Source organism: Streptomyces amritsarensis (assembly GCF_001953875.1).
GTDB lineage: Bacteria > Actinomycetota > Actinomycetes > Streptomycetales > Streptomycetaceae > Streptomyces > Streptomyces amritsarensis.
Genome location: NZ_MQUR01000018.1, coordinates 60752 through 85675 on the forward strand (window position 1 = coordinate 60752; position 24924 = coordinate 85675).

The following is a 24924-nucleotide window of genomic DNA, read 5'->3' on the forward strand; positions in this document are numbered from 1 at the left end:
GCACGATCTTCGCGAGGCGGGGCACGCACCCCGCTCCCACCGGGAGGGGCTCCGGCCGGCGGCGGTCCAACGGTCAAGGACGACTGGAAGGAGCGAGGAGCGTGAATGCGTACGCGCCCATCCTCGTGCTCGGCGCCCTCGGCGCAGGGTTTGCGATCTTCTCCGTGGTCATGGCCACGCTGATCGGCCCAAAAAGGTACAACCGGGCGAAGCTCGACGCCTACGAGTGCGGCATCGAGCCGACGCCGATGCCGGCGGGCGGCGGTCGCTTCCCCATCAAGTACTACCTGACGGCGATGCTCTTCATCGTCTTCGACATCGAGGTTGTCTTCCTCTACCCCTGGGCCGTCACCTTCGACGCCCTGGGGATCTTCGGGCTCGTCGAGATGCTGCTCTTCGTGCTCACCGTCTTCGTCGCCTACGCCTACGTATGGCGCCGCGGCGGCCTGGAATGGGACTGAGGGGCTGAATTTCCCATGGGACTGGAAGAGAAGCTGCCGAGCGGCTTTCTGCTCACCACCGTCGAACAGGCCGCGGGGTGGGTGCGCAAGTCGTCCGTCTTCCCGGCGACCTTCGGCCTCGCCTGCTGCGCCATCGAGATGATGACCACCGGAGCGGGCCGGTACGACCTGGCCCGCTTCGGCATGGAGGTCTTCCGCGGCTCCCCGCGCCAGGCCGATCTGATGATCGTGGCCGGACGGGTCAGCCAGAAGATGGCGCCGGTGCTGCGCCAGGTGTACGACCAGATGCCCGCTCCCAAATGGGTCATCTCCATGGGGGTTTGCGCATCCTCGGGCGGAATGTTCAACAACTACGCGATCGTCCAGGGCGTCGACCACATCGTCCCCGTGGACATCTACCTCCCCGGCTGCCCGCCCCGCCCCGAGATGCTGATGGACGCGATCCTCAAGCTCCACCAGAAGATCCAGGGCGGAAAGCTCGGCGTGAACCGGGAGGAAGCGGCCCGCGAGGCGGAGGCGGCGGCCCTCAAGGCCCTCCCCACCATCGAGATGAAGGGGCTGCTCCGGTGAGCGAGACCCAAGAGCCGGACCACGGCAACGACACCGGCGCGAGCGGGCCCGACGGCAGCGGCCTTCCCGCGCCCCGCGCCCAGGGCCCCGAGGTCATCGGCGTCCGCAAGGGCATGTTCGGCGCCGCGAGCGGCGGCGACACCAGCGGCTACGGCGGTCTCGTCCGCACCGTGGCCCTGCCCGGCGCCAGCTCCCGCCCGTACGGTTCCTACTTCGACGAGGTGGCCGACGAGCTCGAAGGCGCCCTGGAGGAGCAGGACCTGCTCCCCGAGAACGCCATCGAGAAGACGGTGGTCGACCGGGGCGAGCTCACCTTCCACATCGCCCGCGAGCACCTCGTGCGCGTCGCGCGCACCCTGCGCGACGACCCCGCCCTGCGGTTCGAGCTCTGCACCGGGGTCAGCGGAGTCCACTTCCCCGGGGACAAGGGCCGCGAGCTGCACGCCGTCTACCACCTGCGCTCGCTCACCCACGGCCGGATCCTGCGGCTGGAGGTGTCCGTCCCGGACGGCGACCCGCACGTCCCCTCGCTCGTCTGCGTCTACCCGACCAACGACTGGCACGAGCGCGAGGCGTACGACTTCTTCGGCCTGGTCTTCGACGGGCACCCGGCCCTCACCCGGATCATGATGCCGGACGACTGGCAGGGCTTCCCCCAGCGCAAGGACTACCCGCTCGGCGGCATCCCCGTCGAGTACAAGGGCGCCCAGATCCCGGCTCCCGACCAGCGGAGGTCGTACAGCTGATGTCCCCCATCACGAATGAAGAAGCAGGCAGCCACTCCTCCGCTCGCGAGACGACCGAGGGCACCGTCTACACCGTCACCGGCGGCGACTGGGACGAGATCGTCCAGTCGGCGGCCAGGGCCGACGACGAGCGGATCGTCGTCAACATGGGTCCGCAGCACCCCTCCACCCACGGCGTGCTCCGGCTGATCCTGGAGATCGACGGCGAGACCGTCACCGAGGCCCGCTGCGGCATCGGCTACCTCCACACCGGAATCGAGAAGAACCTCGAATTCCGCAACTGGACGCAGGGCACCACCTTCGTCACGCGCATGGACTACCTGACGCCGTTCTTCAACGAGACGGCGTACTGCCTCGGCGTCGAGAAGCTGCTCGGCATCACCGACCAGATCCCCGACCGCGCCACCGTCATCCGCGTCCTGCTGATGGAGCTCAACCGGCTCTCCTCCCACCTGGTGTGCATCGCCACCGGGGGCATGGAGCTGGGCGCCACCACGATCATGATCTACGGCTTCCGCGACCGCGAGCTGATCCTCGACATCTACGAGCTGATCACCGGGCTGCGCATGAACCACGCGTTCATCCGCCCCGGCGGCCTCGCGCAGGACCTGCCCCCGGGCGCCGTCGACCAGCTGCGCGAGTTCGTGAAGACCATGAAGAAGAACCTGCCGGAGTACGACAAGCTCGCCACCGGCAACCCCATCTTCAAGGCACGCATGCAGGACGTCGGCTACCTCGACCTCTCCGGCTGCATGGCGCTCGGCGCCACCGGCCCGATCCTGCGCTCCGCCGGCCTGCCCCACGACCTGCGCAAGTCCGACCCGTACTGCGGCTACGAGACCTACGACTTCGACGTGCCGACCACCGAGACCTGCGACTCCTACGGGCGGTTCCTGATCCGCCTGGAGGAGATGCGCCAGTCGCTGCGGATCGTCGAGCAGTGCCTGGAGCGGCTGGAGCCCGGCCCGGTGATGGTCGCCGACAAGAAGATCGCCTGGCCGGCGCAGCTGGCCATGGGCCCCGACGGCCTCGGCAACTCGCTCGACCACATCAGGAACATCATGGGCACCTCCATGGAGGCCCTCATCCACCACTTCAAGCTGGTGACCGAGGGCTTCCGGGTGCCGGCCGGGCAGGTCTACGCCGCCGTCGAGTCGCCCAAGGGCGAGCTCGGCGTCCACGTCGTCTCCGACGGCGGCACCCGCCCCTACCGGGTCCACTTCCGCGATCCGTCCTTCACCAACCTGCAGGCCATGGCCGCGATGTGCGAGGGCGGCCAGGTCGCCGACGTCATCGTCGCCGTCGCCTCCATCGACCCCGTGATGGGAGGCGTCGACCGATGACCGCCAGTCCTCAGAACCGAGGAGTCCCGCTGGGGATGCCCCAGCTGCCCGCCCCCGACTTCCCGGCGGAGGTACGCGCGCGCCTCGAAGCGGACGCGAAGGAAGTCGTCGCCCGCTACCCCGACAGCCGCTCCGCGCTGCTGCCGCTGCTGCACCTGTGCCAGGCGCAGGAGGGCTACGTCTCCAAGACCGGCATCCGCTTCTGCGCCGAGGTGCTCGGGCTGACCACGGCCGAGGTCACCGCCGTCGCCACCTTCTACACGATGTACCGGCGGCGGCCGTCCGGCGACTACCAGGTCGGCGTCTGCACCAACACCCTGTGCGCGGTCATGGGCGGCGACGCCATCTTCGAGGAGCTCAAGGAGCACCTCGGCGTCGGCAACAACGAGACCACCCCCGACGGCAAGGTCACCCTCGAACACATCGAGTGCAACGCGGCCTGCGACTACGCCCCCGTGGTGATGGTCAACTGGGAGTTCTTCGACAACCAGACGCCCGACTCCGCCAAGGCCCTCGTCGACGACCTGCTGGCCGGCCGCGAGGTCTCGCCGACCCGGGGCGCGCCGCTGTGCACGTACAAGGAGACCGCCCGGATCCTGGCCGGCTTCCCCGACGAGCGGGCGGGCGCGGTCGAGGCCACCGGCGGCGCCGGCCCCGCCTCCCTGATCGGCCTGCGCATCGCCCGAGGCGAGCCCCCGCACACCCCGATCGTCCACCCGCGCGGCGAGAGCACCACCGAGGGAGGGGAGTGATGTCCGTGTCCTCCGAACTGAGCAACGGGGGTACCTCCCGGCCGGCGGCCGGCGGAGGGACCAGTCCGGAGAAGCTCCTCGCACCCGTCCTGTCGGCCTTCTGGGACGAACCCCAGTCGTGGACGCTGGAGACCTACCGGCGCCACGACGGCTACCAGGGCCTGCGCAAAGCCCTGGCGATGACGCCGGACGAAGTGATCGCCTACGTGAAGGACTCCGGGCTGCGCGGACGCGGCGGCGCGGGCTTCCCCACCGGCATGAAGTGGCAGTTCATCCCGCAGGGCGACGGAAAGCCGCACTACCTCGTGGTGAACGCCGACGAGTCGGAGCCGGGAACCTGCAAGGACATCCCCCTCCTCTTCGCCAACCCGCACTCCCTCATCGAGGGAATGATCATCGCCTGCTACGCGATCCGCTCGCAGCACGCCTTCATCTACCTGCGCGGCGAGGTCGTACCGGTCCTGCGGCGCCTGCACGAGGCCGTGCGCGAGGCGTACGAGGCCGGTTACCTCGGCCGGAACATCCTCGGCAGCGGCCTCGACCTCGACATCACGGTGCACGCGGGCGCGGGCGCGTACATCTGCGGCGAGGAGACGGCGCTGCTCGACTCCCTCGAAGGCCGGCGCGGCCAGCCCCGGCTGCGTCCCCCCTTCCCTGCCGTCGAGGGGCTCTACGCCTGCCCCACTGTCGTCAACAACGTCGAGTCCATCGCATCGGTTCCCGCGATCCTCAACAAGGGCAAGGACTGGTTCAAGGCGATGGGGACCGAGAAGTCCCCCGGCTTCACGCTGTACTCGCTCTCCGGGCACGTCGCCGGCCCCGGCCAGTACGAGGCCCCGCTCGGCATCACCCTGCGCCAGCTCCTCGACATGAGCGGCGGCATGCGGCCCGGGCACCGGCTGAAGTTCTGGACCCCGGGCGGCTCCTCCACCCCGATGTTCACCGACGAGCACCTCGACGTCCCCCTGGACTACGAGGGCGTCGGCGCCGCCGGCTCGATGCTCGGCACCAAGGCCCTGCAGTGCTTCGACGAGACCACCTGCGTGGTGCGGGCCGTCACCCGGTGGACCGAGTTCTACGCCCACGAGTCCTGCGGCAAGTGCACGCCCTGCCGCGAAGGCACCTACTGGCTGGTCCAGCTGCTCCGCGACATCGAGGCCGGCAACGGCGTCATGTCCGACCTCGACAAGCTGAACGACATCGCCGACAACATCAACGGCAAGTCCTTCTGCGCCCTCGGCGACGGCGCGGCCAGCCCGATCTTCTCCTCGCTCACGTACTTCCGCGAGGAGTACGAGCAGCACATCACGGGCAAGGGCTGCCCCTTCGACCCCAGGAAGTCGACCCTCTGGGCCGACACGGAGGTGAACGCATGACCGTCACCACTACGGCCGCCTCCGGGGGAGGAGCCGCCGTCCCGCCCGAGGACCTGGTCTCGCTGACCATCGACGGGGTCGAGCTCTCGGTGCCCAAGGGCACCCTCGTCATCCGCGCCGCCGAACAGCTCGGCATCGAGATCCCCCGGTTCTGCGACCACCCCCTCCTGCCCCCGGCCGGCGCCTGCCGCCAGTGCATCGTCGAGGTCGAGGGCCAGCGCAAGCCGATGGCCTCCTGCACCATCACCTGCACCGACGGCATGGTCGTCAAGACCCAGCTGACCTCCGAGGCCGCCGACAAGGCCCAGCGCGGGGTGATGGAGCTGCTGCTCATCAACCACCCGCTGGACTGCCCCGTCTGCGACAAGGGCGGCGAGTGCCCGCTGCAGAACCAGGCGATGTCGCACGGCAACGCCGAGTCACGCTTCGAGGGCAGGAAGCGGACCTACGAGAAGCCCGTCGCGATCTCCACGCAGGTCCTGCTGGACCGGGAGCGGTGCGTGCTGTGCGCCCGCTGCACCCGCTTCTCCAACGAGATCGCCGGCGACCCGATGATCGAACTCCTGGAACGCGGCGCGCTCCAGCAGGTCGGCACCGGCGAGGACGACCCCTTCGAGTCGTACTTCTCCGGCAACACCATCCAGATCTGCCCGGTCGGCGCCCTCACCTCGGCCGCGTACCGCTTCCGCTCCCGCCCCTTCGACCTCGTCTCCTCCCCGAGCGTGTGCGAGCACTGCGCGGGCGGCTGCGCGACCCGTACCGACCACCGGCGCGGCAAGGTGCTGCGGCGCCTCGCCGCGGAGGACCCCGAGGTCAACGAGGAGTGGGTCTGCGACAAGGGCCGCTTCGCCTTCCGCTACGCGCAGCGCCCGGACCGGCTGACCACGCCGCTGGTGCGCAGCGCCGCCGGGGTCCTGGAACCGGCGAGCTGGCCCGAGGCCCTGGAGGCCGCGGCGAACGGGCTCGCCGCCGCACGCGGCCGGGCCGGGGTGCTCACCGGCGGGCGGCTCACCGTCGAGGACGCCTACGCGTACGCCAAGTTCGCCCGGGTCGTGCTCGACACCAACGACATCGACTTCCGGGCCCGCGTGCACAGCGCGGAGGAGGCCGACTTCCTGGCCGCCACCGTCGCCGGCACCGGCAAGGACCTCGACGGTGACGGCGTCACCTACGCCTCGCTGGAGGCGGCGCCCGCGGTGCTGCTCGCCGGCATCGAGGCCGAGGAGGAGGCCCCCGGGGTCTTCCTGCGGCTGCGCAAGGCCCACCGCAGGTTCAAGCAGCGGACCTTCGCCCTCGCCCCCTTCGCCACCCGCGGACTGCAGAAGGCCGGCGGCACGCTGCTGGCGGCCGCCCCCGGCACCGAGCCCGACTGGCTCGACGCACTGTCCTCGCGGAGCGGCCTGGAGGCGGGCGGCGCCGAAGCCGCCGAGGCGCTGCGCCGGCCGGGCGCCGTCATCGTCGTCGGGGAGCGCCTCGCCGGCGTGCCCGGCGGGCTGACCGCCGCCGTCCGGGCGGCCGCCGCGACCGGGGCGAAGCTGGTGTGGATCCCGCGCCGGGCCGGGGAGCGGGCGGCCGTCGAGGCCGGTGCGCTCCCGTCGCTGCTGCCGGGCGGCCGTCCGGCCACCGACCCGCGGGCCCGCGAGGAGGTCGCCACCGCCTGGGGCCTGGACGAACTCCCCCACCGCTACGGCCGCGACACCGGCCAGATCGTCGAGGCGGCGGCGACCCGGGAACTGTCCGCGCTGCTGGTCGGGGGCGTCGAGGTCACCGACCTGCCGGACCCGGCCCGCGCGCGGACCGCCCTGAAGGAGGCCTTCGTGGTCTCCCTGGAGCTGCGGCCCTCCGAGGTCACGGACCACGCGGACGTGGTCCTGCCGGTCGCCGCGGTCGCCGAGAAGGCGGGCGCGTTCATCAACTGGGAGGGCCGGGTCCGGCCGTTCGAGGCCGCGCTCAAGCCCGACCAGATGACCCGCCGGCTCGCCCCGGCCGACGCCCGCGTGCTGCACATGCTGGCCGACGCCGCCGACCGGCCGATCGCACTGCCCGACGTGCACGCCGTACGCCGGGAGCTGGAGCGGCTCGGCCCCTGGGAGGGCGGGCTCGCCGCCGAGCAGTCCACCGCCCCCGTGCCGCTGCCCCGTCCGGGTGTCGGCGAGGCGGTCCTCGCGGGCCACCGGCTCCTCCTCGACCTGGGCCGGCTCCAGGAGGGCGACGAGGCCCTGGCCGGCACCCGGCACGAGGCCGACGCCCGGCTGTCGGCCGCCACGGCCGCCGAGACCGGCGTCAAGGACGGCGACGTCCTCGCGGTCACCGGCCCCGCCGGCACCGTGGAACTCCCGCTCCGGATCACCGAGATGCCCGACCGCGTCGTCTGGCTCCCGCTGAACTCCACCGGCTCCGGCGTCCTCGCCGACGCCGGAGCCCGCCCGGGCACCCTCGTACGCATCGGCCCGGCGACCCCGGCCGGCGCAGGCGACACCACTGCGGAGGTGGGCGCGTGAACACCGTTCAACTCGCTGCCGAGGACCTGTCCCTCTTCGGACGGGACGTCTGGTGGCTCGTCCTCATCAAGGCGGTGTTCTGCTTCGCCTTCCTGATGGTGACGGTGCTCTTCTCCATCGTGTGGGAGCGCAAGGTCGTCGCCTGGATGCAGCTGCGCATCGGCCCCAACCGGCACGGACCCTGGGGCATGCTCCAGTCGCTCGCCGACGGCGTGAAGCTGATGCTCAAGGAAGACATCATCGTCAAGCGGGCCGACAAGGTGGTGTACGTCCTGGCCCCGATCATCGCGGCGATCCCGGCCTTCATGGCCATCGCGGTGATCCCCTTCGGCCCGGCCGGCAACGAGGTCTCCATCTTCGGCCAGCGCACCACGATGCAGCTGACCGACCTGCCCATCGCGATGCTCTACATCCTCGCGGTGGCCTCGGTCGGCATCTACGGCATCGTCCTCGCCGGCTGGTCCTCCGGCTCCACGTACCCGCTCCTCGGCGGCCTGCGCTCCTGCGCGCAGATGATCTCCTACGAGATCGCGATGGGCGCGGCCTTCGCCTCGGTGTTCCTCTACTCCGGGTCGATGTCGACCTCGGCGATCGTGGAGGCCCAGCAGGACCGCTGGTTCATCGTGCTGCTGCCGGTGTCCTTCATCATCTACGTCGTCACGATGGTCGGCGAGACGAACCGCGCCCCCTTCGACATGCCCGAGTCCGAGGGCGACCTGGTCGGCGGCTTCAACACCGAGTACTCGTCCATCAAGTTCGCGCTGTTCATGCTCGCCGAGTACGTCAACATGGTCACCGTCTCGGCGGTCTCGGTCACCCTCTTCCTGGGCGGCTGGCGGGCCCCGTACCCGATCAGCTCCTTCTGGGAGGGCGCGAACCACGGCTGGTGGCCGCTGCTCTGGTTCGTCCTCAAGGTCCAACTGCTCCTCTTCTTCTTCATCTGGCTGCGCGGCACGCTGCCGCGGGTGCGCTACGACCAGCTGATGAAGCTCGGCTGGAAGGTCCTGATCCCGGTCTCCGTGGTCTGGCTGATGATGGTCGCCACCGTCCGGGCCCTGCGCAACGAGGCGTACGAGATCGCGGACATCGCGCTCTACGTCGGCGGCGCCGTCGTGGCGATCCTGCTGCTCTCCTTCGTCGCGGACGTCTTCCGCGACAAGCGCGAGAAGGCGGCGGCCGCGGACGCCGGCAAGGACACCGCGCCCTTCGACCCGCTGGCGGGCGGCTTCCCCGTACCGCCCAAGCCCGGCCAGCACCTGGCACCCGTACCGCGCAGGCGGCCCCGCGGCGAGCGGGAGCTGATCGCCAGCGGCGGGGCGAACACCGACAGTGACCGAGAGGAGGCTTGAGAAATGTCTGACGAGAAGTGGCAGAACCCGGTGGCCGGCTTCGGCGTGACCTTCAAGGCCATGTTCAAGAAGCGCCTCACCGAGCAGTACCCGGAGCAGCAGAAGACGACCGCCCCGCGCTTCCACGGACGGCACCAGCTCAACCGGCACCCCGACGGTCTGGAGAAGTGCATCGGGTGCGAACTGTGCGCCTGGGCCTGTCCCGCCGACGCCATCTACGTCGAGGGCGCGGACAACACCGAGGAGGAGCGCTACTCCCCGGGCGAGCGGTACGGCCGGGTCTACCAGATCAACTACGCCCGCTGCATCCTGTGCGGGCTGTGCGTCGAGGCGTGCCCGACCCGGGCGCTGACCATGACGAACGAGTTCGAACTGGCCGACGCCAGCCGCGAGTCGCTCATCTACACCAAGGACCAGCTGCTCGCCGGGCTGACCGAGGGCATGGTGGAGGCCCCGCACTCGATCTTCCCCGGCACCGACGAGCAGGACTACTACCGCGGACTGGTGACGGGCGCGGCCCCGGGCACCGTCCGGCAGGTGGCGGTCTCCAAGGGGGAGGAGCCGGCCGACGCCGCCGGCGGGAACGCCGCGGAGGTGGGGGCATGAGCGCCATCGCCGCGACCGCCACCTCCAGCGGTGAGGCCGTGCAGTTCTGGATCCTCGGCACGGTCGCCGTCATCGGCGCCCTGGCCACGATCCTGATGAAGAAGGCCGTGCACAGCGCCCTCAGCCTCGCCGGGACGATGATCATCCTGGCTGTCTTCTACCTCGCTAACGGGGCGTACTTCCTGGGCGTCGTCCAGGTCATCGTCTACACCGGCGCGATCATGATGCTCTTCCTCTTCGTGGTCATGCTCGTCGGCGTCACCGCCGCCGACTCCCTGAAGGAGACCATCAAGGGGCAGCGCTGGCTGGCCCTCCTGTGCGGGCTCGGCTTCGGCATCCTGCTGTTCGCCGGCATCGGCCACGCCGGGCTGGGCCACTTCAACGGGCTCGGCCGGATCAACTCCGCCGGACACGTCGAGGGCCTCGCGCAGCTGATCTTCACCAAGTACGTCTTCGCCTTCGAGATCACCGGCGCGCTGCTGATCACCGCGGCCGTCGGCGCGATGGTGCTCACCCACCGCGAGCGCACCGAGCGGGCCGCGACCCAGCGCGAGCTGGCCGAGCGCCGCGTACGCGAGGGCGTGCAGCTCCCGCCGCTGCCCGCGCCCGGCGTCTACGCCCGGCACAACGCGGTGGACGTCCCCGGCCTGCTGCCGGACGGCACCCCGTCGGAGCTGACCGTCAGCGGGACGCTGCGCTCCCGCGGCCAGATCCGCGACGTGTCCGGCGAGGCCCTCGACGACCTCAAGGCGCTGGAGCAGCGCTCCGCGGAGCGCCTCGGCCGTGAGGAGGCCTCGAAGTGAATCCGGTCAACTACCTGTACCTGGCGGCCCTGCTGTTCACGATCGGCGCCACCGGGGTGCTGATCCGCAAGAACGCGATCGTGCTGTTCATGTGCGTCGAGCTGATGCTCAACGCCTGCAACCTCGCCTTCGTCGCGTTCTCCCGGATGCACGGCAACCTCGACGGCCAGATCATCGCCTTCTTCACGATGGTCGTCGCCGCCGCGGAGGTCGTGGTCGGCCTGGCGATCATCGTGTCGCTGTTCCGTACCCGCCACTCGGCCTCGGTCGACGACGCCAGCCTGATGAAGCTGTAAGGGGTCGCTGTGGAGAACCTGATTGCGCTGCTGATCGCGGCGCCGCTGTTCGGAGCGGTGGTGCTGCTCTGCGGCGGCCGGCGCCTCGACAAGACCGGCCACTGGATCGGCACGCTGCTCGCGGCCGTCTCCTTCGGGATCGGCGTCGTCCTCTTCGCCGACATGCTGGGGCGCAGCGCCGACGAGCGGACGCTGACCCAGAACCTGTACACCTGGATCCCCGTCGAGGGCTTCCAGGCGGACATGGCGTTCCAGCTGGACCAGCTGTCGATGACCTTCGTCCTGCTGATCTCGGGCGTCGGCACGCTCATCCACGTGTACTCGATCGGGTACATGGAGCACGACGAGCGCCGCCGCCGCTTCTTCGGCTACCTGAACCTGTTCGTCGCGGCGATGCTGCTGCTGGTCCTCGCCGACAACTACCTGCTGCTGTACTTCGGCTGGGAGGGTGTGGGCCTCGCCTCGTACCTGCTGATCGGCTTCTGGCAGCACAAGCCGAGCGCGGCCACCGCCGCGAAGAAGGCCTTCCTGGTCAACCGCGTCGGCGACATGGGCCTGTCGATCGCGATCATGCTGATGTTCACCACGTTCGGGACCTTCGCCTTCACGCCGGTGTTCGGCGCGGTGGGCGAGACTTCCGAGGGCATGCTCACCGCCATCGGCCTGATGCTGCTGCTGGCCGCCTGCGGCAAGTCGGCGCAGGTCCCGCTGCAGTCCTGGCTCGGGGACGCGATGGAGGGCCCGACCCCGGTCTCGGCCCTGATCCACGCGGCGACGATGGTGACCGCCGGCGTGTACCTGATCGTCCGCTCGGCCGCGGTCTTCAACGCCGCCCCCGACGCCCAGCTGGTGGTCACCGTCGTGGGCGCGGTCACGCTGCTCTTCGGTGCGATCGTCGGTTGCGCGAAGGACGACATCAAGAAGGCCCTGGCGGGCTCGACGATGTCGCAGATCGGCTACATGATCCTCGCCGCCGGCCTCGGCCCGATCGGCTACGTCTTCGCGATCATGCACCTGGTGACGCACGGCTTCTTCAAGGCGGGCCTCTTCCTCGGCGCCGGTTCCGTGATGCACGGGATGAACGACGAGGTCGACATGCGCAAGTACGGGGCCCTGCGCACGTACATGCCGGTCACCTTCGTCACCTTCGGCCTCGGCTACCTTGCGATCATCGGCTTCCCGGGCCTGTCCGGCTTCTTCTCCAAGGACATGATCATCGAGGCGGCGTTCGCGAAGGGCGGCACCGAGGGCTGGATCCTCGGCGGGGTCACCCTGCTGGGCGCCGGCATCACCGCCTTCTACATGACCCGCGTCATGCTCCTGACCTTCTTCGGTGAGAAGCGCTGGCAGCCCGACGCGGACGGCCACGAGCCGCACCCGCACGAGTCCCCGAAGTCCATGACCATCCCGATGGTCATCCTCGCCTTCGGCTCGGTCTTCGCCGGCGCCTTCTTCGAGATCGGCGAGCGCTTCCTGAAGTGGCTGGAGCCCGTCACCGGCTACTCGCACGGCAACCCGCCGGTCAGCGCCATGACGGTGACCGCGGCCACCATGGTGATGCTCCTGGTGGGCGTCGGCATCGCCTGGGCGATGTACGGCAGGCGGCCCGTCCCGGTGGTCGCCCCGCGCGGCTCCCTCCTCACCCGGGCGGCCCGCCGCGACCTGTACCAGGACGACTTCAACCACGTCGTGCTGGTGCGCGGCGGGGAGCATCTGACCCGCTCCCTCGTGTACGTCGACCACAGCCTGGTCGACGGGGTGGTCAACGGGACGGCCGCCTCGGTCGGCGGTCTCTCGGGCCGGCTGCGCAAGCTGCAGAACGGCTACGCCCGCAGCTACGCGGTCTCGATGTTCGGGGGCACGGCGATCCTCATCGCCGCGACCCTGCTGATGAGGGCGGTGTGACATGGATTTCCCGCTTCTGACGGTCACGGCCGCGGTGCCCGCGGTCGGCGCGATCCTGACGGCGGCCGTCCCGGCCGCCCGCCGGACCGCCGCCAAGTGGCTCGCGCTGCTCTTCTCCCTGGCGACACTGGCCCTGGCCGTGCTCATCGCCGTCCGCTTCGAACCCGGTGGCGACCGCTACCAGCTCACCGAGTCCCGGTCCTGGATCGCCGACTTCGGGGTCCGCTACGAGCTGGGCGTGGACGGGATCGGCGTGGTCCTCATCGGACTGACCGCGCTCCTGATCCCCTTCGTGATCGCGGCCGGCTGGCACGACGCCGACCCCCTGGAGACGAGCTCCAAGCGCTGGCGCCCGACCCAGGGCTTCTTCGCCCTGATCCTCATGGTCGAGGCGATGGTGATCATCTCCTTCGAGGCCACCGACGTCTTCCTCTTCTACATCTTCTTCGAAGCCATGCTCATCCCGATGTACTTCCTCATCGGCGGCTTCGGGGACCGGGCGCACGCGGGCAGTGACGAGAACGCGGCCGCGCAGCGCAGCTACGCGGCGGTCAAGTTCCTCCTCTACAACCTGGTCGGCGGCCTGATCATGCTGGCCGCCGTCATCGGCCTGTACGTGGTCGCCGGGAACTTCTCGCTCCAGGAGATCACCGCCGCCCGCGCCGCGGGCACCCTGGACATGGCCACCAACACCGAGCGGCTGCTCTTCCTCGGCTTCTTCTTCGCCTTCGCGGTGAAGGCCCCGCTGTGGCCGCTGCACACCTGGCTGCCGAACGCGATGGGCGAGTCCACCGCCCCGGTCGCCGTCCTGATCACCGCGGTCGTCGACAAGGTCGGCACCTTCGCGATGCTCCGCTTCTGCCTCGGGCTCTTCCCCGACGCCAGCAAGTGGGCCACGCCGGTGATCCTCGTCCTGGCCCTGATCAGCATCGTCTACGGGGCGCTGGTGGCCGTCGGCCAGCGGGACATCAAGCGGCTGGTGGCCTACGCCTCCATCTCGCACTTCGGCTTCATCATCCTGGGCATCTTCGCGATGACCTCCCAGGGCCAGTCCGGCGCCACCCTCTACATGGTCAACCACGGCCTGTCGACGGCGGCGCTGATGCTGGTGGCCGGCTTCCTGATCTCGCGGCGCGGCTCGCGGCTCATCGCCGACTACGGCGGTGTGCAGAAGGTGGCCCCGGTCCTCGCCGGGACCTTCCTGATCGGCGGCCTGGCCACCCTCTCGCTGCCGGGTCTCGCGCCCTTCGTCAGCGAGTTCCTGGTCCTGGTCGGCACGTTCGCCCGCTATCCCGTCGTCGGGATCATCGCGACCATCGGCATCGTGCTGGCCGCGCTCTACACGCTCGTGCTCTACCAGCGCACGATGACCGGGCCCGTGAAGGAGGAGGTCCGCACCATGCCGGACCTGCGCCTGCGCGAGGTGCTGGTGGTCGCCCCGCTGATCGCGCTGCTGATCGGGCTGGGCGTCTACCCGAAGGTCCTCACCGACATCGTCAACCCGGCGGTGGAGCACACCATGTCGGACGTGAAGCAGACCGACCCGAAGCCCGAGGTCGCCGTCGAAGCCAAGAACGGGGAGGAGGCGAAGTGAGCACACTGACTTCCGCCCACAGCCTGTGGACACTGGCGGCCGACACGCCGGCCGAGCGGATCCCGGCGCCGGTCATCGAGTACGCGCAGCTCGCCCCCACCCTGATCGTGGTGGGCGCGGCCGTCGTCGGGATCCTCGTGGAGGCCTTCGTGCCCCGCAGGTCCCGCTACTACGTGCAGGTGTTCCTCACCCTCGCGGCGCTGGCCTCGGCCTTCGCCGCCGTGGTCGGCCTCGCGGCCGGCGGGTACGGCTCGACGAAGGCGCAGGTCGCCGCGATGGGCGCCATCGCCGTGGACGGCCCCGCGCTCTTCCTGCAGGGCACCATCCTGCTGGCCTCGGTCGTCGCGGTCTTCACCTTCGCCGAGCGGCGCCTGGACCCGGCCGCGCACGGCAACCGGGTGGACTCCTTCGCCGCCCAGGCGGCGTCCGTACCGGGCAGCGACAGCGAGAAGGCAGCCGTCAAGGCGGGCTTCACCACCACCGAGGTCTTCCCGCTGGCCCTGTTCGCGATCGCCGGAATGCTGATCTTCCCGGCTGCCAACGACCTGTTGACGCTGTTCGTCGCCCTGGAGGTCTTCTCCCTCCCGCTGTACCTGCTCTGCGCCGTCGCCCGCCGCCAGCGGCTGATGTCGCAGGAGGCCGCGGTGAAGTACTTCCTGCTGGGTGCCTTCTCCTCCGCCTTCCTCCTCTTCGGCATCGCGCTGCTCTACGGCTACGCGGGCTCCATGTCGTACGCGGTGATCGCCGACGTGGTCGACGGCACGATCACGAAGATCGACCCGGCGCTGGCCGACACCATGGGCAACGACGTGCTGCTCCTCATGGGCGGTGCGCTGATCCTGACGGGCCTGCTCTTCAAGGTCGGTGCGGTCCCCTTCCACATGTGGACCCCGGACGTCTACCAGGGCGCGCCGACCCCCGTCACCGGCTTCATGGCCGCGGCGACGAAGGTGGCCGCGTTCGGCGCGCTGCTGCGGCTGCTGTACGTGGTCCTGCCGGGGCTGCGCTGGGACTGGCGGCCGGTGATGTGGGCGGTGGCCATCGTCACGATGCTCGCGGGTGCGGTGATCGCCGTGACCCAGACGGACGTCAAGCGGCTCCTGGCGTACTCCTCCGTCGCGCACGCCGGCTTCATCCTGGCCGGTGTGATCGCGACGTCGGCGGAGGGCGTCCAGTCCGTCCTCTTCTACCTGGCCGCCTACTCCTTCGTGACGATCGGCGCGTTCGCGGTGGTCACCCTGGTGCGCGACGCGGGCGGCGAGGCCACGCACCTGTCCAAGTGGGCCGGTCTGGGCCGGCGTTCGCCGCTGACCGCGGCCGTCTTCGCGGTGTTCCTGCTCGCCTTCGCCGGAATCCCGCTGACGTCGGGCTTCACGGGGAAGTTCGCCGTGTTCAGCGCGGCGGCGGAGGGCGGTGCCGGGGCGCTGGTCGTGATCGGTGTCCTGTCGTCCGCGATCGCCGCGTTCTTCTACATCCGGGTGATCGTCCTGATGTTCTTCAGCGAGCCGAAGGCCGACGGTCCGACCGTGGCCGTCCCCTCGCCGCTGACGATGACGACCATCGCGGTGGGCGTCGCGGTCACCCTCGTCCTGGGCCTGGCGCCGCAGTACTTCCTGGAACTGGCGGGTCAGGCGAGCACCTTCGTCCGCTGACCGGTCCGCCGCACGCCACAGGGCCCGGCCCCCTTCGGGGAGCCGGGCCCTCGTCCGTGTGCGGGGCTACTCGGCGGTGCGCCGTTCCGGGGTGATGGATGTCAGGTCGAGGTCGATGTCGAAGGGGGACGAGACTTTGAGGCGGTCGTGGAAGATTCCTGCAGTCCCGTAGCTCCTGGTCGACGGGTCCAATTCGTACACGTAAACCACGGCCCGGCCGTCCTTGTTCTCGACCCGCCAGAAGTGAAGGATGCCTGCTTCTGCGTACTTGACCGGCTTGACGCCACGGTCGCGGCCGACGGACTCGGGCGAGACCACTTCGATGGCCAGGTGAACGGACGCCGCAGGCAGCCGGGTCTGGTTCAGATCGCCCACGGCGCTTTCGTCCACGATGATCAGATCGGGTTCGGGGCGGTTGTGACGGTCGATGTCGATCGTGAACTCGCGGAAGACCTCCAGGCCCGGCGGCTGCTGATCCATGAGGTGCCGGGTGAGGAAGTTGACTGCACGCATGTGAAATCGAGTCTGCGGACTCACGAAGACCAGGCTCCCGTCGATCAGCTCCGTGTGCGGAGGCAGATTCGGAAGCGTGTCCAGATCGTCGGCAGTCCAGCCGCCCGGTGGGGGGATCGGCCAGCTGTGTTCCGGGTTCATCAGTGCTCCCATGAGCCGGAGTCTCGCGAGTGCGGCCAGCCTATCGCCGGGGATCCGCGGAACACCCTCCTCATGAGTGAGTCATATGCATAAGGCACTTGACCACGCCGGCCGGCCCGGACTAGTGGCCGTGCGCGTGCGGCGCGGCCGCCGGCTTGCCCGGGGTGGGGGCCTTCCTCGGGCAGGTCAGTGCCGGGTTCCAGTTGTGGAAGCGGCCGGCCGGGTTCTTCTTGTACGCCCACATGTGCAGGTCGTAGTGCTTGGGCATGCCCGCCCAGTGGCCCGGCATCGGCCCGTCGAAGGGCAGCCCGAACATGCTCGGCCGGTCGTCGGAGGTCTTGAGGTCCTGGTCCCGGTCGGTGGACATCCACTCCACCGTCTCCAGCCGGCGACGGCCGTTCTTGTCCTTCTCCCGGCTGTAGAGGAGCGCGGTCGGCCTCGCGGGGTCCTTCGAACCCCAGTTGGCCTGCTTGACGTAGTGGTAGTTCATGGCGCCCGCCCCGAACGGGTTCGTCATGCACTCCTCGCCCTTGGGGACGTACCCGTCCTTGAGGGCCTGCCGCTCGTCCGCGTACTTGGCGGTCGCCGCCATCGCCGTCGCCATGTCCCGCATGGCCTGCGCGTCGTGCGGGTCGGGGGCGGGACCCTCGACCCCGTGGGCCGGTGCCACGGCGGTCAGGCCGAGCGACACGGCGGCCGCGCAGGTGACGAGGGTCCTCAGGCTGCGTACGGTCATGGCGGCGGCTCCTCGCGGTGGGGGTACGGGGTACGGGTTTCCGCTTCCGGTCGTCCGTCCACCATCCCGGCCCGCCGCGCGCGCCGCACGCGGCGCGCCTCCGAACGGGGGCCCGGGGGCCCGCCGGTCAGGCACGGGTGCCGTGTCCGGCCACCGCGTGCCGCCCGCAGCCCGGCCGCCCGGCCGGGGCCGCCCGGCAGGGGCCGCCCGGCAGGGCCTCCAGGAGCTCCCGCAGCGCGCCCGTGGAGGCCGCCGGTACCAGCGGGGTCGGAGTGCGCCGGCCGGGCCGCCAGGGCCGGTCCGCTCGCGGCTCGTGCGCGTCGGCGTCGACGGCTTCGACGGGGCGGGTGCCGTCACCGGGCCCCACCGCGCGGGCCCCGTGGGTGACGGTGCCGTGCCTGCGGTTTCGGCGGGGAGGCGGGAAGATCCGCCGCCCCGCCGACCGAGGGGTGGACTACGCGGTGCCCACGATGCAGCCGGTGACCTCGCCGAGGCCGACGCGTGTCCCGTCCGGGCCGGGGGCCCAGGCGGTGAGGACGACGGTGTCCCCGTCCTCCAGGAAGGTGCGCTTGCCGTCGGCGAGTTCGATGGCGTCGCGGCCGTTCCAGGTCAGCTCCAGCAGGGAACCGCGCTGGCCGACCTCGGGGCCGCTGACCGTGCCCGAGCCGAAGACGTCGCCGGTGCGCAGGGAGGCGCCGTTGACGGTCATGTGTGCGAGCTGCTGGGCGGCGGTCCAGTACATCGTCGCGAACGGCGGCTGCGCCACCTCCTGGCCGTTGATGGAGACGGTGATGTGCAGGTCGAAGCCGCCGGGGCGGTCGACGGCGGCGTCGTCCAGGTAGGGCAGGAGGGGGAAGTCCCGGGCGGGCGGGGTGACGCGGGCGGCGTCCAGGGCCTCCAGCGGGGTGACCCAGGCCGAGACGGAGGTCGCGAAGGACTTGCCGAGGAAGGGGCCGAGCGGCACGTACTCCCAGGCCTGGATGTCCCGCGCCGACCAGTCGTTGAGCAGGAACAGCCCGAAGACGTGGTCCTCGAACGCGCCCAGCGGCACCGGGCGGCCCAGCTCGGAGGGGGTACCGACGACGAAGCCGACCTCGGCCTCGATGTCGAGCTTGACGGACGGGCCGAAGACGGGCGCCGGGTCGGCGGGCGCCTTGCGCTGCCCGGAGGGCCGTACGACGTCGGTCCCGGAGACCACGATCGTGCCGGAGCGGCCGTGGTAACCGATGGGCAGGTGCTTCCAGTTGGGCGTCAGCGCGTCGCCGTCCGGGCGGAACATCCGGCCCACGTTGGTGGCGTGGTGCTCGCTCGCGTAGAAGTCGACGTAGTCGGCGACCTCGTACGGCAGGTGCAGCGTGACCTCGTCCAGCGGCAGCAGGTGCGGCTCCACGGTGGGGCGGTGGCCGGGGTCGGTGACCCAGGCGGTCAGCGCCCGCCGTACGTCGCGCCAGGCCGTACGCCCGGCGGCCAGCAGCGGGTTGAGGGAGGACCGGCCGAGCAGGTCGGCGTACGGGGAGCCGAGCGCGACCGCGGCCGCCCCCGCGTCCAGCACGTGCCCGCCGATGCGCACACCGATCCGGCGGCGTTCCTCTCCGGCGGTCGAGAAGACGCCGTAGGGGAGGTTGTGCGGCCCGAACGGGTCGCCCTCGGGGACATCGAGGGGGCTCTGCTGGGGCATGGGGTACTGCCTCGCTTTCGACGCGGTCCGGGGGTGTCCCGGGGGCTGGTTGACACGTTACGTGGAGAGGGGGGCGCGTGGGAGGCCGGATTCGCGCTCTATTTGTAGGACTTGTCCGCTGGGGTCCGTATCCTTGGCGCCGTGACTTCCGCGCCACTTCCGGCCCTCCCCTATGCCTTGATCGCCACTGACCTGGACGGGACCCTGCTGCGTGCCGGGGACGGCATTTCAGCCCGTTCCTCCGGGGCGCTCGCGGCCGCCCGCGCGGCCGGCGCCCGGCACATCATCGTCACCGGCCGCCCCGTCCCCCAGGTCCGACACGTCCTCGACGGACTGGGTTACACGGGGCTCGCGGTGTGCGCGCAGGGCGCGCAGGTGTACGACGCGGCGCGCGGCCGGCTCCTGCACTCCGTGTCCATGGACCGGGAGCTGGCGGAGGTGGCCCTCGGCAAGATCGAGGCGGAGATCGGCGAGGTCTACGCGGCGGTCAACCAGGAGGGCCTGGACGCGGAGATGCTGATGGGGCCGGGCTACCGGATGTGGCACCCGCACCTGCCGACGGTCCGGGTGGCCCGGCGCTCCGACCTGTGGTCGGCTCCGATCAACAAGGTGCTGCTCCAGCACCCGGAACTGGACGACGACGAGCTGACGCGGGTGGCGCGGTCGGTGGTCGGGGACCTGGTGAACGTCACCATGGCGGGCGAGCACACGGTGGAACTCCAGCCGCCGGGCATCGACAAGGCCAGCGGTCTCGCGCGGGCGGCCGACGTCCTGGGCGTCCACGCCGCCCGCACGATCGCCTTCGGCGACATGCCGAACGACATCCCGATGTTCGCGTGGGCGGCGTGGGGGGTGGCCATGGCCAACTCCCACCCCGAGCTGGTCGCGGTGGCCGACGAGCTGACCCTGTCCAACGAGGCCGACGGCATCGCGGTGGTCCTGGAACGACTGTTCGCCTGACCCTCCGAGCTCCGGCCCCCGGTCCGCCGGCCCGCCGGGGCGGTCGAGGGCCGGGAGCCCTGCCGGGGCGGTGGGGCCCGGGGGTCCCGGCGGGGTGGTGGGGGCGGTCAGCCCGCTGACCGGGGGAGTCGGCGCTCCCACGTGCGGTGGAAGACGACCTCCTCCCCCTCCCGGCAGACCACTTCGTTCGTCGTCACGAAGCCGCCCTCGTCGCAGGCGATCTCCGACCGGGTCTCCACCCGCGCGTCCCAGCCCAGCTCCGGCCGGTGGAGCCGGATCCGCCACTGCGAGCACGCCCGGGCCGACAGCGGGTCCCCGTCCTGGATCTCGTACACCTCCGTGGCGTCCTCGCCGTACTCCAGGCCGTCGGGGTGGATCCGGGTGCCCCCGTGCCGCGGGTCCACCTCCAGCCGCCAGGTCCCGCGCGCGACGTCCCGTACGACCAGCCGCTCCGGGCGCGGCTCGTCCAGGGTGGCCGGGAAGGAGACGCCGAGCGGCTCCGACTGCTCGGCGGGCTCGAAGACGATCCCGCCCTCCCGCTCCGGGGACGCGGCCCGGACCGGCAGGGTCACCGAGCTGCCCGCCGGGTCCAGCGTCCAGCCGGCCTCGGACCCGGCCCGCGGCCAGATCCACGGCCAGTACGCGGAGGACACCGCGAGGCGGATCCGGTGCCCCGGCGGGAAGGCGTGGCCGATGCCGTTCAGCTCGAAGGTGACGTCCTCGTACGAGCCCACCGGCCACGGGACGGCCCGGTCGCGTCCCTGGCGGGCGGAGAGGTTCAGCGCGCCCCGCGTGACCAGCGTCGAGGAGCCGTCCGGGGCCACGTCGCACAGCCGCGCCACGACCTGCCCGTACGGCACGTCGAGCCGCAGCCGCAGGGTCACCGACGGCCGGCCCAGGATCTCCACCGGCTCGCCGCCGCCCACCGGGAATTCGAAGCAGGCCGATTTCGCGTCCTCCTCCCGTTGGTCCGGGGGCAGGTCGGCGTCGTTGCCGAAGGGGGAGAAGCGGCCCGCGTCCAGCCCCGTGTGCTGCGGGGAGGCGACGGCCACGGGCCCGCCCCGGAACACGTACGGGACGGGGATCACGTGCGCCGAGGGCCAGGACACCTCCCCGACCCAGCGCCCGGGGAGTTCCTCGTACACGGTCGCCGGCGGATGGGTGTCGCTGATCCAGGCGCGCAACAGCGGCTCGTCCATCACCCCGTTGTCGGCGCCCTTCAGCCAGTGGTCCCACCAGCGCAGCGTCTCCTGGAGGAAGCCGATCGCCGGGCCCGGCGCAAGCCCGCGGTCCGGGTACTGGTGCGACCAGGGCCCGATCAGGCCCCGTACGCGCGCCTTCGGCAGGTGCTCGACCAGCCGCAGCACGGTGTCCCGGTACGGGTCGTGCCAGCCGCCGACGGCGAGCACGGCCGCGCCGATCGCCCCGTAGTCCTCGCAGACGCTGCCTTGGCGCCAGTAGGCGTCGCGGGTCTGGTGCGAGAGCCAGGTGTGGACCAGCGGCTCCACCGCCTCCAGCCGGTCCAGCCACTGCGCCCGCCAGCCGTCGCCGACGTGGTGCGGGTCCGGCGGCCGGCCGGCGAAGGCCAGCATGGTCGCCGCCCACGCGTGCATGTCGACGGCGAGCACCGAGCCGCCCATGTAGTGCCCGCCGTTGTCGTAGCGGTCGTCCGTCGAGCAGACGGTGACGACGGCCTTCAGCGGTTCGGGGGCGAGGGCGGCGACCTGGAGGGAGTTGCACCCGCCCCACGCGATCCCGAACATCCCCACCGCCCCCGTGCACCACTCCTGCGCCGCCAGCCACTCCACCACCGCGACCCCGTCGGCGAGCTCGCGCGCGTCGTACTCGTCGCCGGGCAGGCCGCCGCTGCACCCGTGCCCGCGCACGTCCACCCGTACGGAGGCGTAGCCGTGCCCCGCGTACCAGGGATGGCGCTGCCGGTCGCGCGGCGCGGTCCAGTCGGTGAGCCGGTACGGGAGGTACTCCAGCAGCGCCGGGACGGGCTCGTCGGTCACCGGGCGCCAGATCCGGGCGTACAGCTCCACTCCGTCGGGGAGTGGGATCCGGACATCCTCGTGGGTGGTTCCGTACGGGAACTCGGTGCGGATGATCATCGGTTCTGCCACCAATCGCCTCGGCCGCAGCCGCCGTGGACGGGGTGCACCGTGCGCCGGGGCCACGGCGCCGGGGCGATCGCGGTCAGATCGGCGGGCTCGTCCGTCGCGGTCGTAGTTCTGGGCAAAACGTACTCTCCGGTTGTATCGCCTCCTCCCGAACATACCGGTGCTCATCGGGCAGTGTGGGGAGGGTGGCCGGGAAGGCCCTCTCGGTGATCGAAAACAGACCCGATACGCTGGCTTGAGTGATGGCAGCGACACATCGACAATCCAGGTGATCGTCAACGTGATCGTCAGCAGACAGGAGTACCCCTCGTGACCGTCGTCGGGCCGTTCGGACTGAGCGTGCGGGACCAGGCTCTTGAGACCGATGTCCAGGCCGGACTGGCCGCCGTCGAGGCGGGTCTGCTGGAAGCCACCAAGAGCGAAGTCCCCTTCATCACCGAGGCCGCACAGCACCTGGTCCGGGCCGGAGGCAAGCGGTTCCGGCCGCTGCTCGTCATGCTCGCGTCCCGTTTCGGCGACCCCTACGCGCCCGGAATCGTCCCGTCCGCCGTGGTCGTGGAGCTCACCCACCTGGCGACGCTCTACCACGACGACGTGATGGACGAGGCCGACGTGCGCCGCGGTGTGGAGAGCGCCAACGCCCGCTGGGGCAACTCGGTGGCCGTCCTCACGGGTGACTTCCTGTTCGCCCGTGCGTCGCACATCCTGGCCGACCTCGGGCCGGAGGCCGTCCGCATCCAGGCGGAGGCCTTCGAGCGGCTCGTGACGGGCCAGATCCTGGAGACGGCCGGTCCGCGCGACGGCCGCGACCCCGTCGCCCACTACCTCGACGTCATCGCGGGCAAGACCGGCTCGCTGATCGCGGTGTCCGGCCGCTTCGGCGCGCTGATGTCCGGCGCCGACGAGTCGGTCGTCGACATCCTGACCCAGTACGGCGAGCGCCTCGGCACCGCCTTCCAGCTGGCCGACGACGTCCTCGACATCGCCTCCGACGCCCACGAGTCCGGCAAGACCCCCGGCACCGACCTGCGCGAGGGCATCCCGACGCTGCCGGTGCTGCGGCTGCGCGAGATGGCCGCGCGGGACGGCCGTCCGGAGGACCTGGAGCTCGTCGAGCTGCTGGACGGCGACCTGGCGGACGACGCCCGCCACGCCGAGGTGCTCACCCGGCTGCGGGCGCACCCCGCCCTGGAGCAGGCCCGCCGCGACACCGTCCGGTACGCGCAGGAAGCGCGGGCCACGCTCGCGCCGCTGCCCGAGTGCTTCGCGAAGGCGGCCCTGGAGGAGCTGTGCGACGCGGTGGTGCACCGCGCCGGCTGACGCCTCACGGCGGGCGGCCGCGCCCGCAGGCACCGACGGGCCCTGCGCCCGCCGACCCCTACGGGTCGGTGGAGCAGGGCCCGCCGCATGTCATCCCACGGTCGTACGTCCAGTTGCTTCCGGGGACTGACGCCCCGACGTCGCCGATTTGGTCAGATGGAGTCATCAACCCCACCGGATCGGGTGAGCGCGGCGACATGCGGATCGCCGCCGTCGACACAGAGGGCAGGGCACTGACATGGCAGCGAACACGAAGACTTCTCGCAAGGTCGCCCGGTACGCCGTACCGGTCGCGGTGGCGGGCGTCGCCGCGGCGACCGTGGCGATGGTCCCGGCCTTCGCCAACGCCGGCGGGCCCGACCTGCCCAAGGTGACGGCGCAGCAGCTGATCGAGAAGATCGCCGCCTCGGACGTGGAGCAGCTGTCGGGCACGGCGAGGATCAGCACCGACCTGGGCCTGCCGAAGATCGCGTCCGGCCTGCTCGGCGGCGGCGGCGTCACGGGCGGCTCGGCGAACCCGGAGGACAAGGTCGCGCAGCTGGCGAGCGGCACGCACACCCTGCGGGTCGCGGCCGACGGCGAGGACCGCCAGAAGCTCACCTTCCTGGACGGCAAGGACGAGTACAGCCTCATCCACAACGGCGACGACGTGTGGGGCTACGACTCCAAGTCCAACGAGGTCTTCCACGAGAAGGCGGCCCCGTCGGAGCAGGGCGCCGGCAAGGGCAAGGAGCACAAGACCGGCGACCGGCTGAACGCCTCCCCCCAGAAGCTCGCCGAGGAGGTCCTCGCGGCCGCCGGCCCCACCACCGACGTCAGCGTCGGCGAGAGCGCGCAGGTCGCCGGGCGCGACGCCTACCAGCTGGTGCTCAAGCCCAAGCAGGCCGGCTCGACCGTCGGATCGGTGCAGATCGCGGTCGACGCCAAGAACGGCGTGCCGCTGCGCGTGCAGCTGCTCTCGTCCCAGGGCGGCAAGCCGATCGTGGACGCCGGTTTCACCAAGGTGGACTTCGCCAAGCCGTCCGCCGACACCTTCGCCTTCACCCCGCCCAAGGGCGCCAAGGTGACCGAGGGCGTGGACGGCCACGGCAAGGGCGACAAGGACGGCGCGTTCAAGGCGCTGGAGTCCTTCCCGGGCCTGGACGGGCTGGCCGGCGGCCCCGGCGGCAAGGGCGACGTGAAGGTGCTCGGCGAGGGCTGGACCACGATCGCGCGGATCGACTCCGGGGCCGGCAAGAGCCTCAAGGACCTGGAGAACGACAAGAACGCCCCGAAGGAGGCCAAGCAGTTCCTCGACTCCCTCGGGGACAAGGTGGGCGGGTCGTTCGGTGAGGGCCGGGTCATGTCGACCCGCCTGTTCAACGTCCTGGTCACCGACGAGGGCAAGGTCTACGCCGGCGCGGTCACCAAGGACGCGCTGGTGAAGGCGGCCGACGCCGACAAGTAGCCCCTCCGGGCAACGGGAGGGCGAGGGTGGGCGGGGACTGTGTCCCTGCCCA

Annotated in this window: 22 protein-coding genes; 17 read left to right on the forward strand and 5 right to left on the reverse strand. The window is 71.1% G+C overall.

Translation table 11 applies throughout. The features are described from left to right. Window positions 1-101: 101 nt before the first annotated feature. From AVW11_RS11000 to nuoN, 14 genes are read left to right on the forward strand one after another with little or no spacing between them, the layout of a single operon-like run. Entirely contained in the window at window positions 102-461 is a 360-nt protein-coding gene (locus AVW11_RS11000; RefSeq protein ID WP_030842484.1) for an NADH-quinone oxidoreductase subunit A, read from the forward strand. A gap of 15 nt (window positions 462-476) precedes the next feature. Beyond that, a complete protein-coding gene (locus AVW11_RS11005; RefSeq protein WP_030028258.1) occupies window positions 477-1031 on the forward strand; it encodes a NuoB/complex I 20 kDa subunit family protein in 555 nt (184 codons plus the stop codon). Next, window positions 1028-1777, forward strand: a complete 750-nt coding sequence (locus tag AVW11_RS11010) for an NADH-quinone oxidoreductase subunit C (protein ID WP_060179519.1) — start codon at window positions 1028-1030, stop codon at window positions 1775-1777. Before AVW11_RS11005 ends, AVW11_RS11010 begins: the two co-directional genes overlap by 4 nt. Further along, complete coding sequence (locus AVW11_RS11015) at window positions 1777-3120, forward strand: NADH-quinone oxidoreductase subunit D (RefSeq protein WP_030842490.1); 1344 nt, start codon at window positions 1777-1779, stop codon at window positions 3118-3120. The genes AVW11_RS11010 and AVW11_RS11015 overlap by 1 nt, the downstream gene beginning before the upstream one ends. After that, window positions 3117-3872 carry an NADH-quinone oxidoreductase subunit NuoE gene (gene nuoE, locus AVW11_RS11020; protein WP_030842493.1) on the forward strand — a complete coding sequence of 252 codons (756 nt, stop codon included), beginning with the start codon at window positions 3117-3119 and terminating at the stop codon, window positions 3870-3872. Before AVW11_RS11015 ends, nuoE begins: the two co-directional genes overlap by 4 nt. After that, window positions 3872-5248 carry an NADH-quinone oxidoreductase subunit NuoF gene (nuoF, locus tag AVW11_RS11025; protein WP_060179520.1) on the forward strand — a complete coding sequence of 459 codons (1377 nt, stop codon included), beginning with the start codon at window positions 3872-3874 and terminating at the stop codon, window positions 5246-5248. Before nuoE ends, nuoF begins: the two co-directional genes overlap by 1 nt. Further along, window positions 5245-7749 (forward strand): NADH-quinone oxidoreductase subunit G, encoded by a 2505-nt coding sequence (locus AVW11_RS11030; RefSeq protein WP_060179521.1) that lies wholly within the window; start codon window positions 5245-5247, stop codon window positions 7747-7749. Before nuoF ends, AVW11_RS11030 begins: the two co-directional genes overlap by 4 nt. Further along, window positions 7746-9098, forward strand: coding sequence for an NADH-quinone oxidoreductase subunit NuoH (gene nuoH, locus AVW11_RS11035; protein ID WP_030842502.1), 1353 nt, complete (start codon window positions 7746-7748; stop codon window positions 9096-9098). Before AVW11_RS11030 ends, nuoH begins: the two co-directional genes overlap by 4 nt. A gap of 3 nt (window positions 9099-9101) precedes the next feature. Beyond that, a complete protein-coding gene (gene nuoI, locus AVW11_RS11040) occupies window positions 9102-9704 on the forward strand; it encodes an NADH-quinone oxidoreductase subunit NuoI (RefSeq protein WP_030842504.1) in 603 nt (200 codons plus the stop codon). Further along, window positions 9701-10507, forward strand: coding sequence for an NADH-quinone oxidoreductase subunit J (locus tag AVW11_RS11045; protein WP_030842507.1), 807 nt, complete (start codon window positions 9701-9703; stop codon window positions 10505-10507). Before nuoI ends, AVW11_RS11045 begins: the two co-directional genes overlap by 4 nt. After that, window positions 10504-10803 (forward strand): NADH-quinone oxidoreductase subunit NuoK, encoded by a 300-nt coding sequence (gene nuoK, locus AVW11_RS11050; RefSeq protein ID WP_030653455.1) that lies wholly within the window; start codon window positions 10504-10506, stop codon window positions 10801-10803. The genes AVW11_RS11045 and nuoK overlap by 4 nt, the downstream gene beginning before the upstream one ends. Window positions 10804-10812: 9 nt before the next feature. Continuing rightward, window positions 10813-12708 (forward strand): NADH-quinone oxidoreductase subunit L, encoded by a 1896-nt coding sequence (gene nuoL / locus AVW11_RS11055; protein WP_060179522.1) that lies wholly within the window; start codon window positions 10813-10815, stop codon window positions 12706-12708. 1 nt (window position 12709) lies between these two features. Next, window positions 12710-14302, forward strand: a complete 1593-nt coding sequence (locus tag AVW11_RS11060; RefSeq protein ID WP_030842512.1) for an NADH-quinone oxidoreductase subunit M — start codon at window positions 12710-12712, stop codon at window positions 14300-14302. Further along, window positions 14299-15954, forward strand: coding sequence for an NADH-quinone oxidoreductase subunit NuoN (nuoN, locus tag AVW11_RS11065; protein ID WP_030842514.1), 1656 nt, complete (start codon window positions 14299-14301; stop codon window positions 15952-15954). The genes AVW11_RS11060 and nuoN overlap by 4 nt, the downstream gene beginning before the upstream one ends. Window positions 15955-16020: 66 nt before the next feature. Here nuoN and AVW11_RS11070 read toward each other — a convergent pair whose 3' ends face one another. The 4 genes from AVW11_RS11070 to fahA all read right to left on the reverse strand — a co-directional run bounded on the left by AVW11_RS11070 (window position 16021) and on the right by fahA (window position 19022). Further along, on the reverse strand, window positions 16021-16620 hold the full coding sequence (locus AVW11_RS11070; protein WP_107052241.1) for a Uma2 family endonuclease: 600 nt from the start codon (window positions 16618-16620) through the stop codon (window positions 16021-16023). A gap of 109 nt (window positions 16621-16729) precedes the next feature. Continuing rightward, window positions 16730-17344 (reverse strand): hypothetical protein, encoded by a 615-nt coding sequence (locus AVW11_RS11075; RefSeq protein ID WP_076043893.1) that lies wholly within the window; start codon window positions 17342-17344, stop codon window positions 16730-16732. 127 nt (window positions 17345-17471) lie between these two features. Next, window positions 17472-17711 carry a hypothetical protein gene (locus tag AVW11_RS11080; protein ID WP_076043894.1) on the reverse strand — a complete coding sequence of 80 codons (240 nt, stop codon included), beginning with the start codon at window positions 17709-17711 and terminating at the stop codon, window positions 17472-17474. A gap of 87 nt (window positions 17712-17798) precedes the next feature. Further along, entirely contained in the window at window positions 17799-19022 is a 1224-nt protein-coding gene (fahA, locus tag AVW11_RS11085) for a fumarylacetoacetase (protein WP_060179526.1), read from the reverse strand. Between the two features lie 141 nt (window positions 19023-19163). Here fahA and AVW11_RS11090 point away from each other — a divergent pair, with 141 nt between their 5' ends. Then, window positions 19164-19982, forward strand: a complete 819-nt coding sequence (locus AVW11_RS11090; protein ID WP_060179527.1) for an HAD family hydrolase — start codon at window positions 19164-19166, stop codon at window positions 19980-19982. Between the two features lie 107 nt (window positions 19983-20089). Here AVW11_RS11090 and AVW11_RS11095 read toward each other — a convergent pair whose 3' ends face one another. Next, window positions 20090-22096: a CocE/NonD family hydrolase gene (locus tag AVW11_RS11095; RefSeq protein ID WP_076043895.1), complete on the reverse strand. Its 2007-nt coding sequence runs from the start codon at window positions 22094-22096 to the stop codon at window positions 20090-20092. Between the two features lie 318 nt (window positions 22097-22414). Between AVW11_RS11095 and AVW11_RS11100 the strand changes: the two genes are divergently transcribed. Both AVW11_RS11100 and AVW11_RS11105 read left to right on the forward strand, forming a co-directional pair. Further along, on the forward strand, window positions 22415-23425 hold the full coding sequence (locus AVW11_RS11100; protein ID WP_030842530.1) for a polyprenyl synthetase family protein: 1011 nt from the start codon (window positions 22415-22417) through the stop codon (window positions 23423-23425). A gap of 238 nt (window positions 23426-23663) precedes the next feature. Continuing rightward, entirely contained in the window at window positions 23664-24872 is a 1209-nt protein-coding gene (locus AVW11_RS11105) for a LolA family protein (protein WP_076043896.1), read from the forward strand. Window positions 24873-24924: the final 52 nt, after the last annotated feature.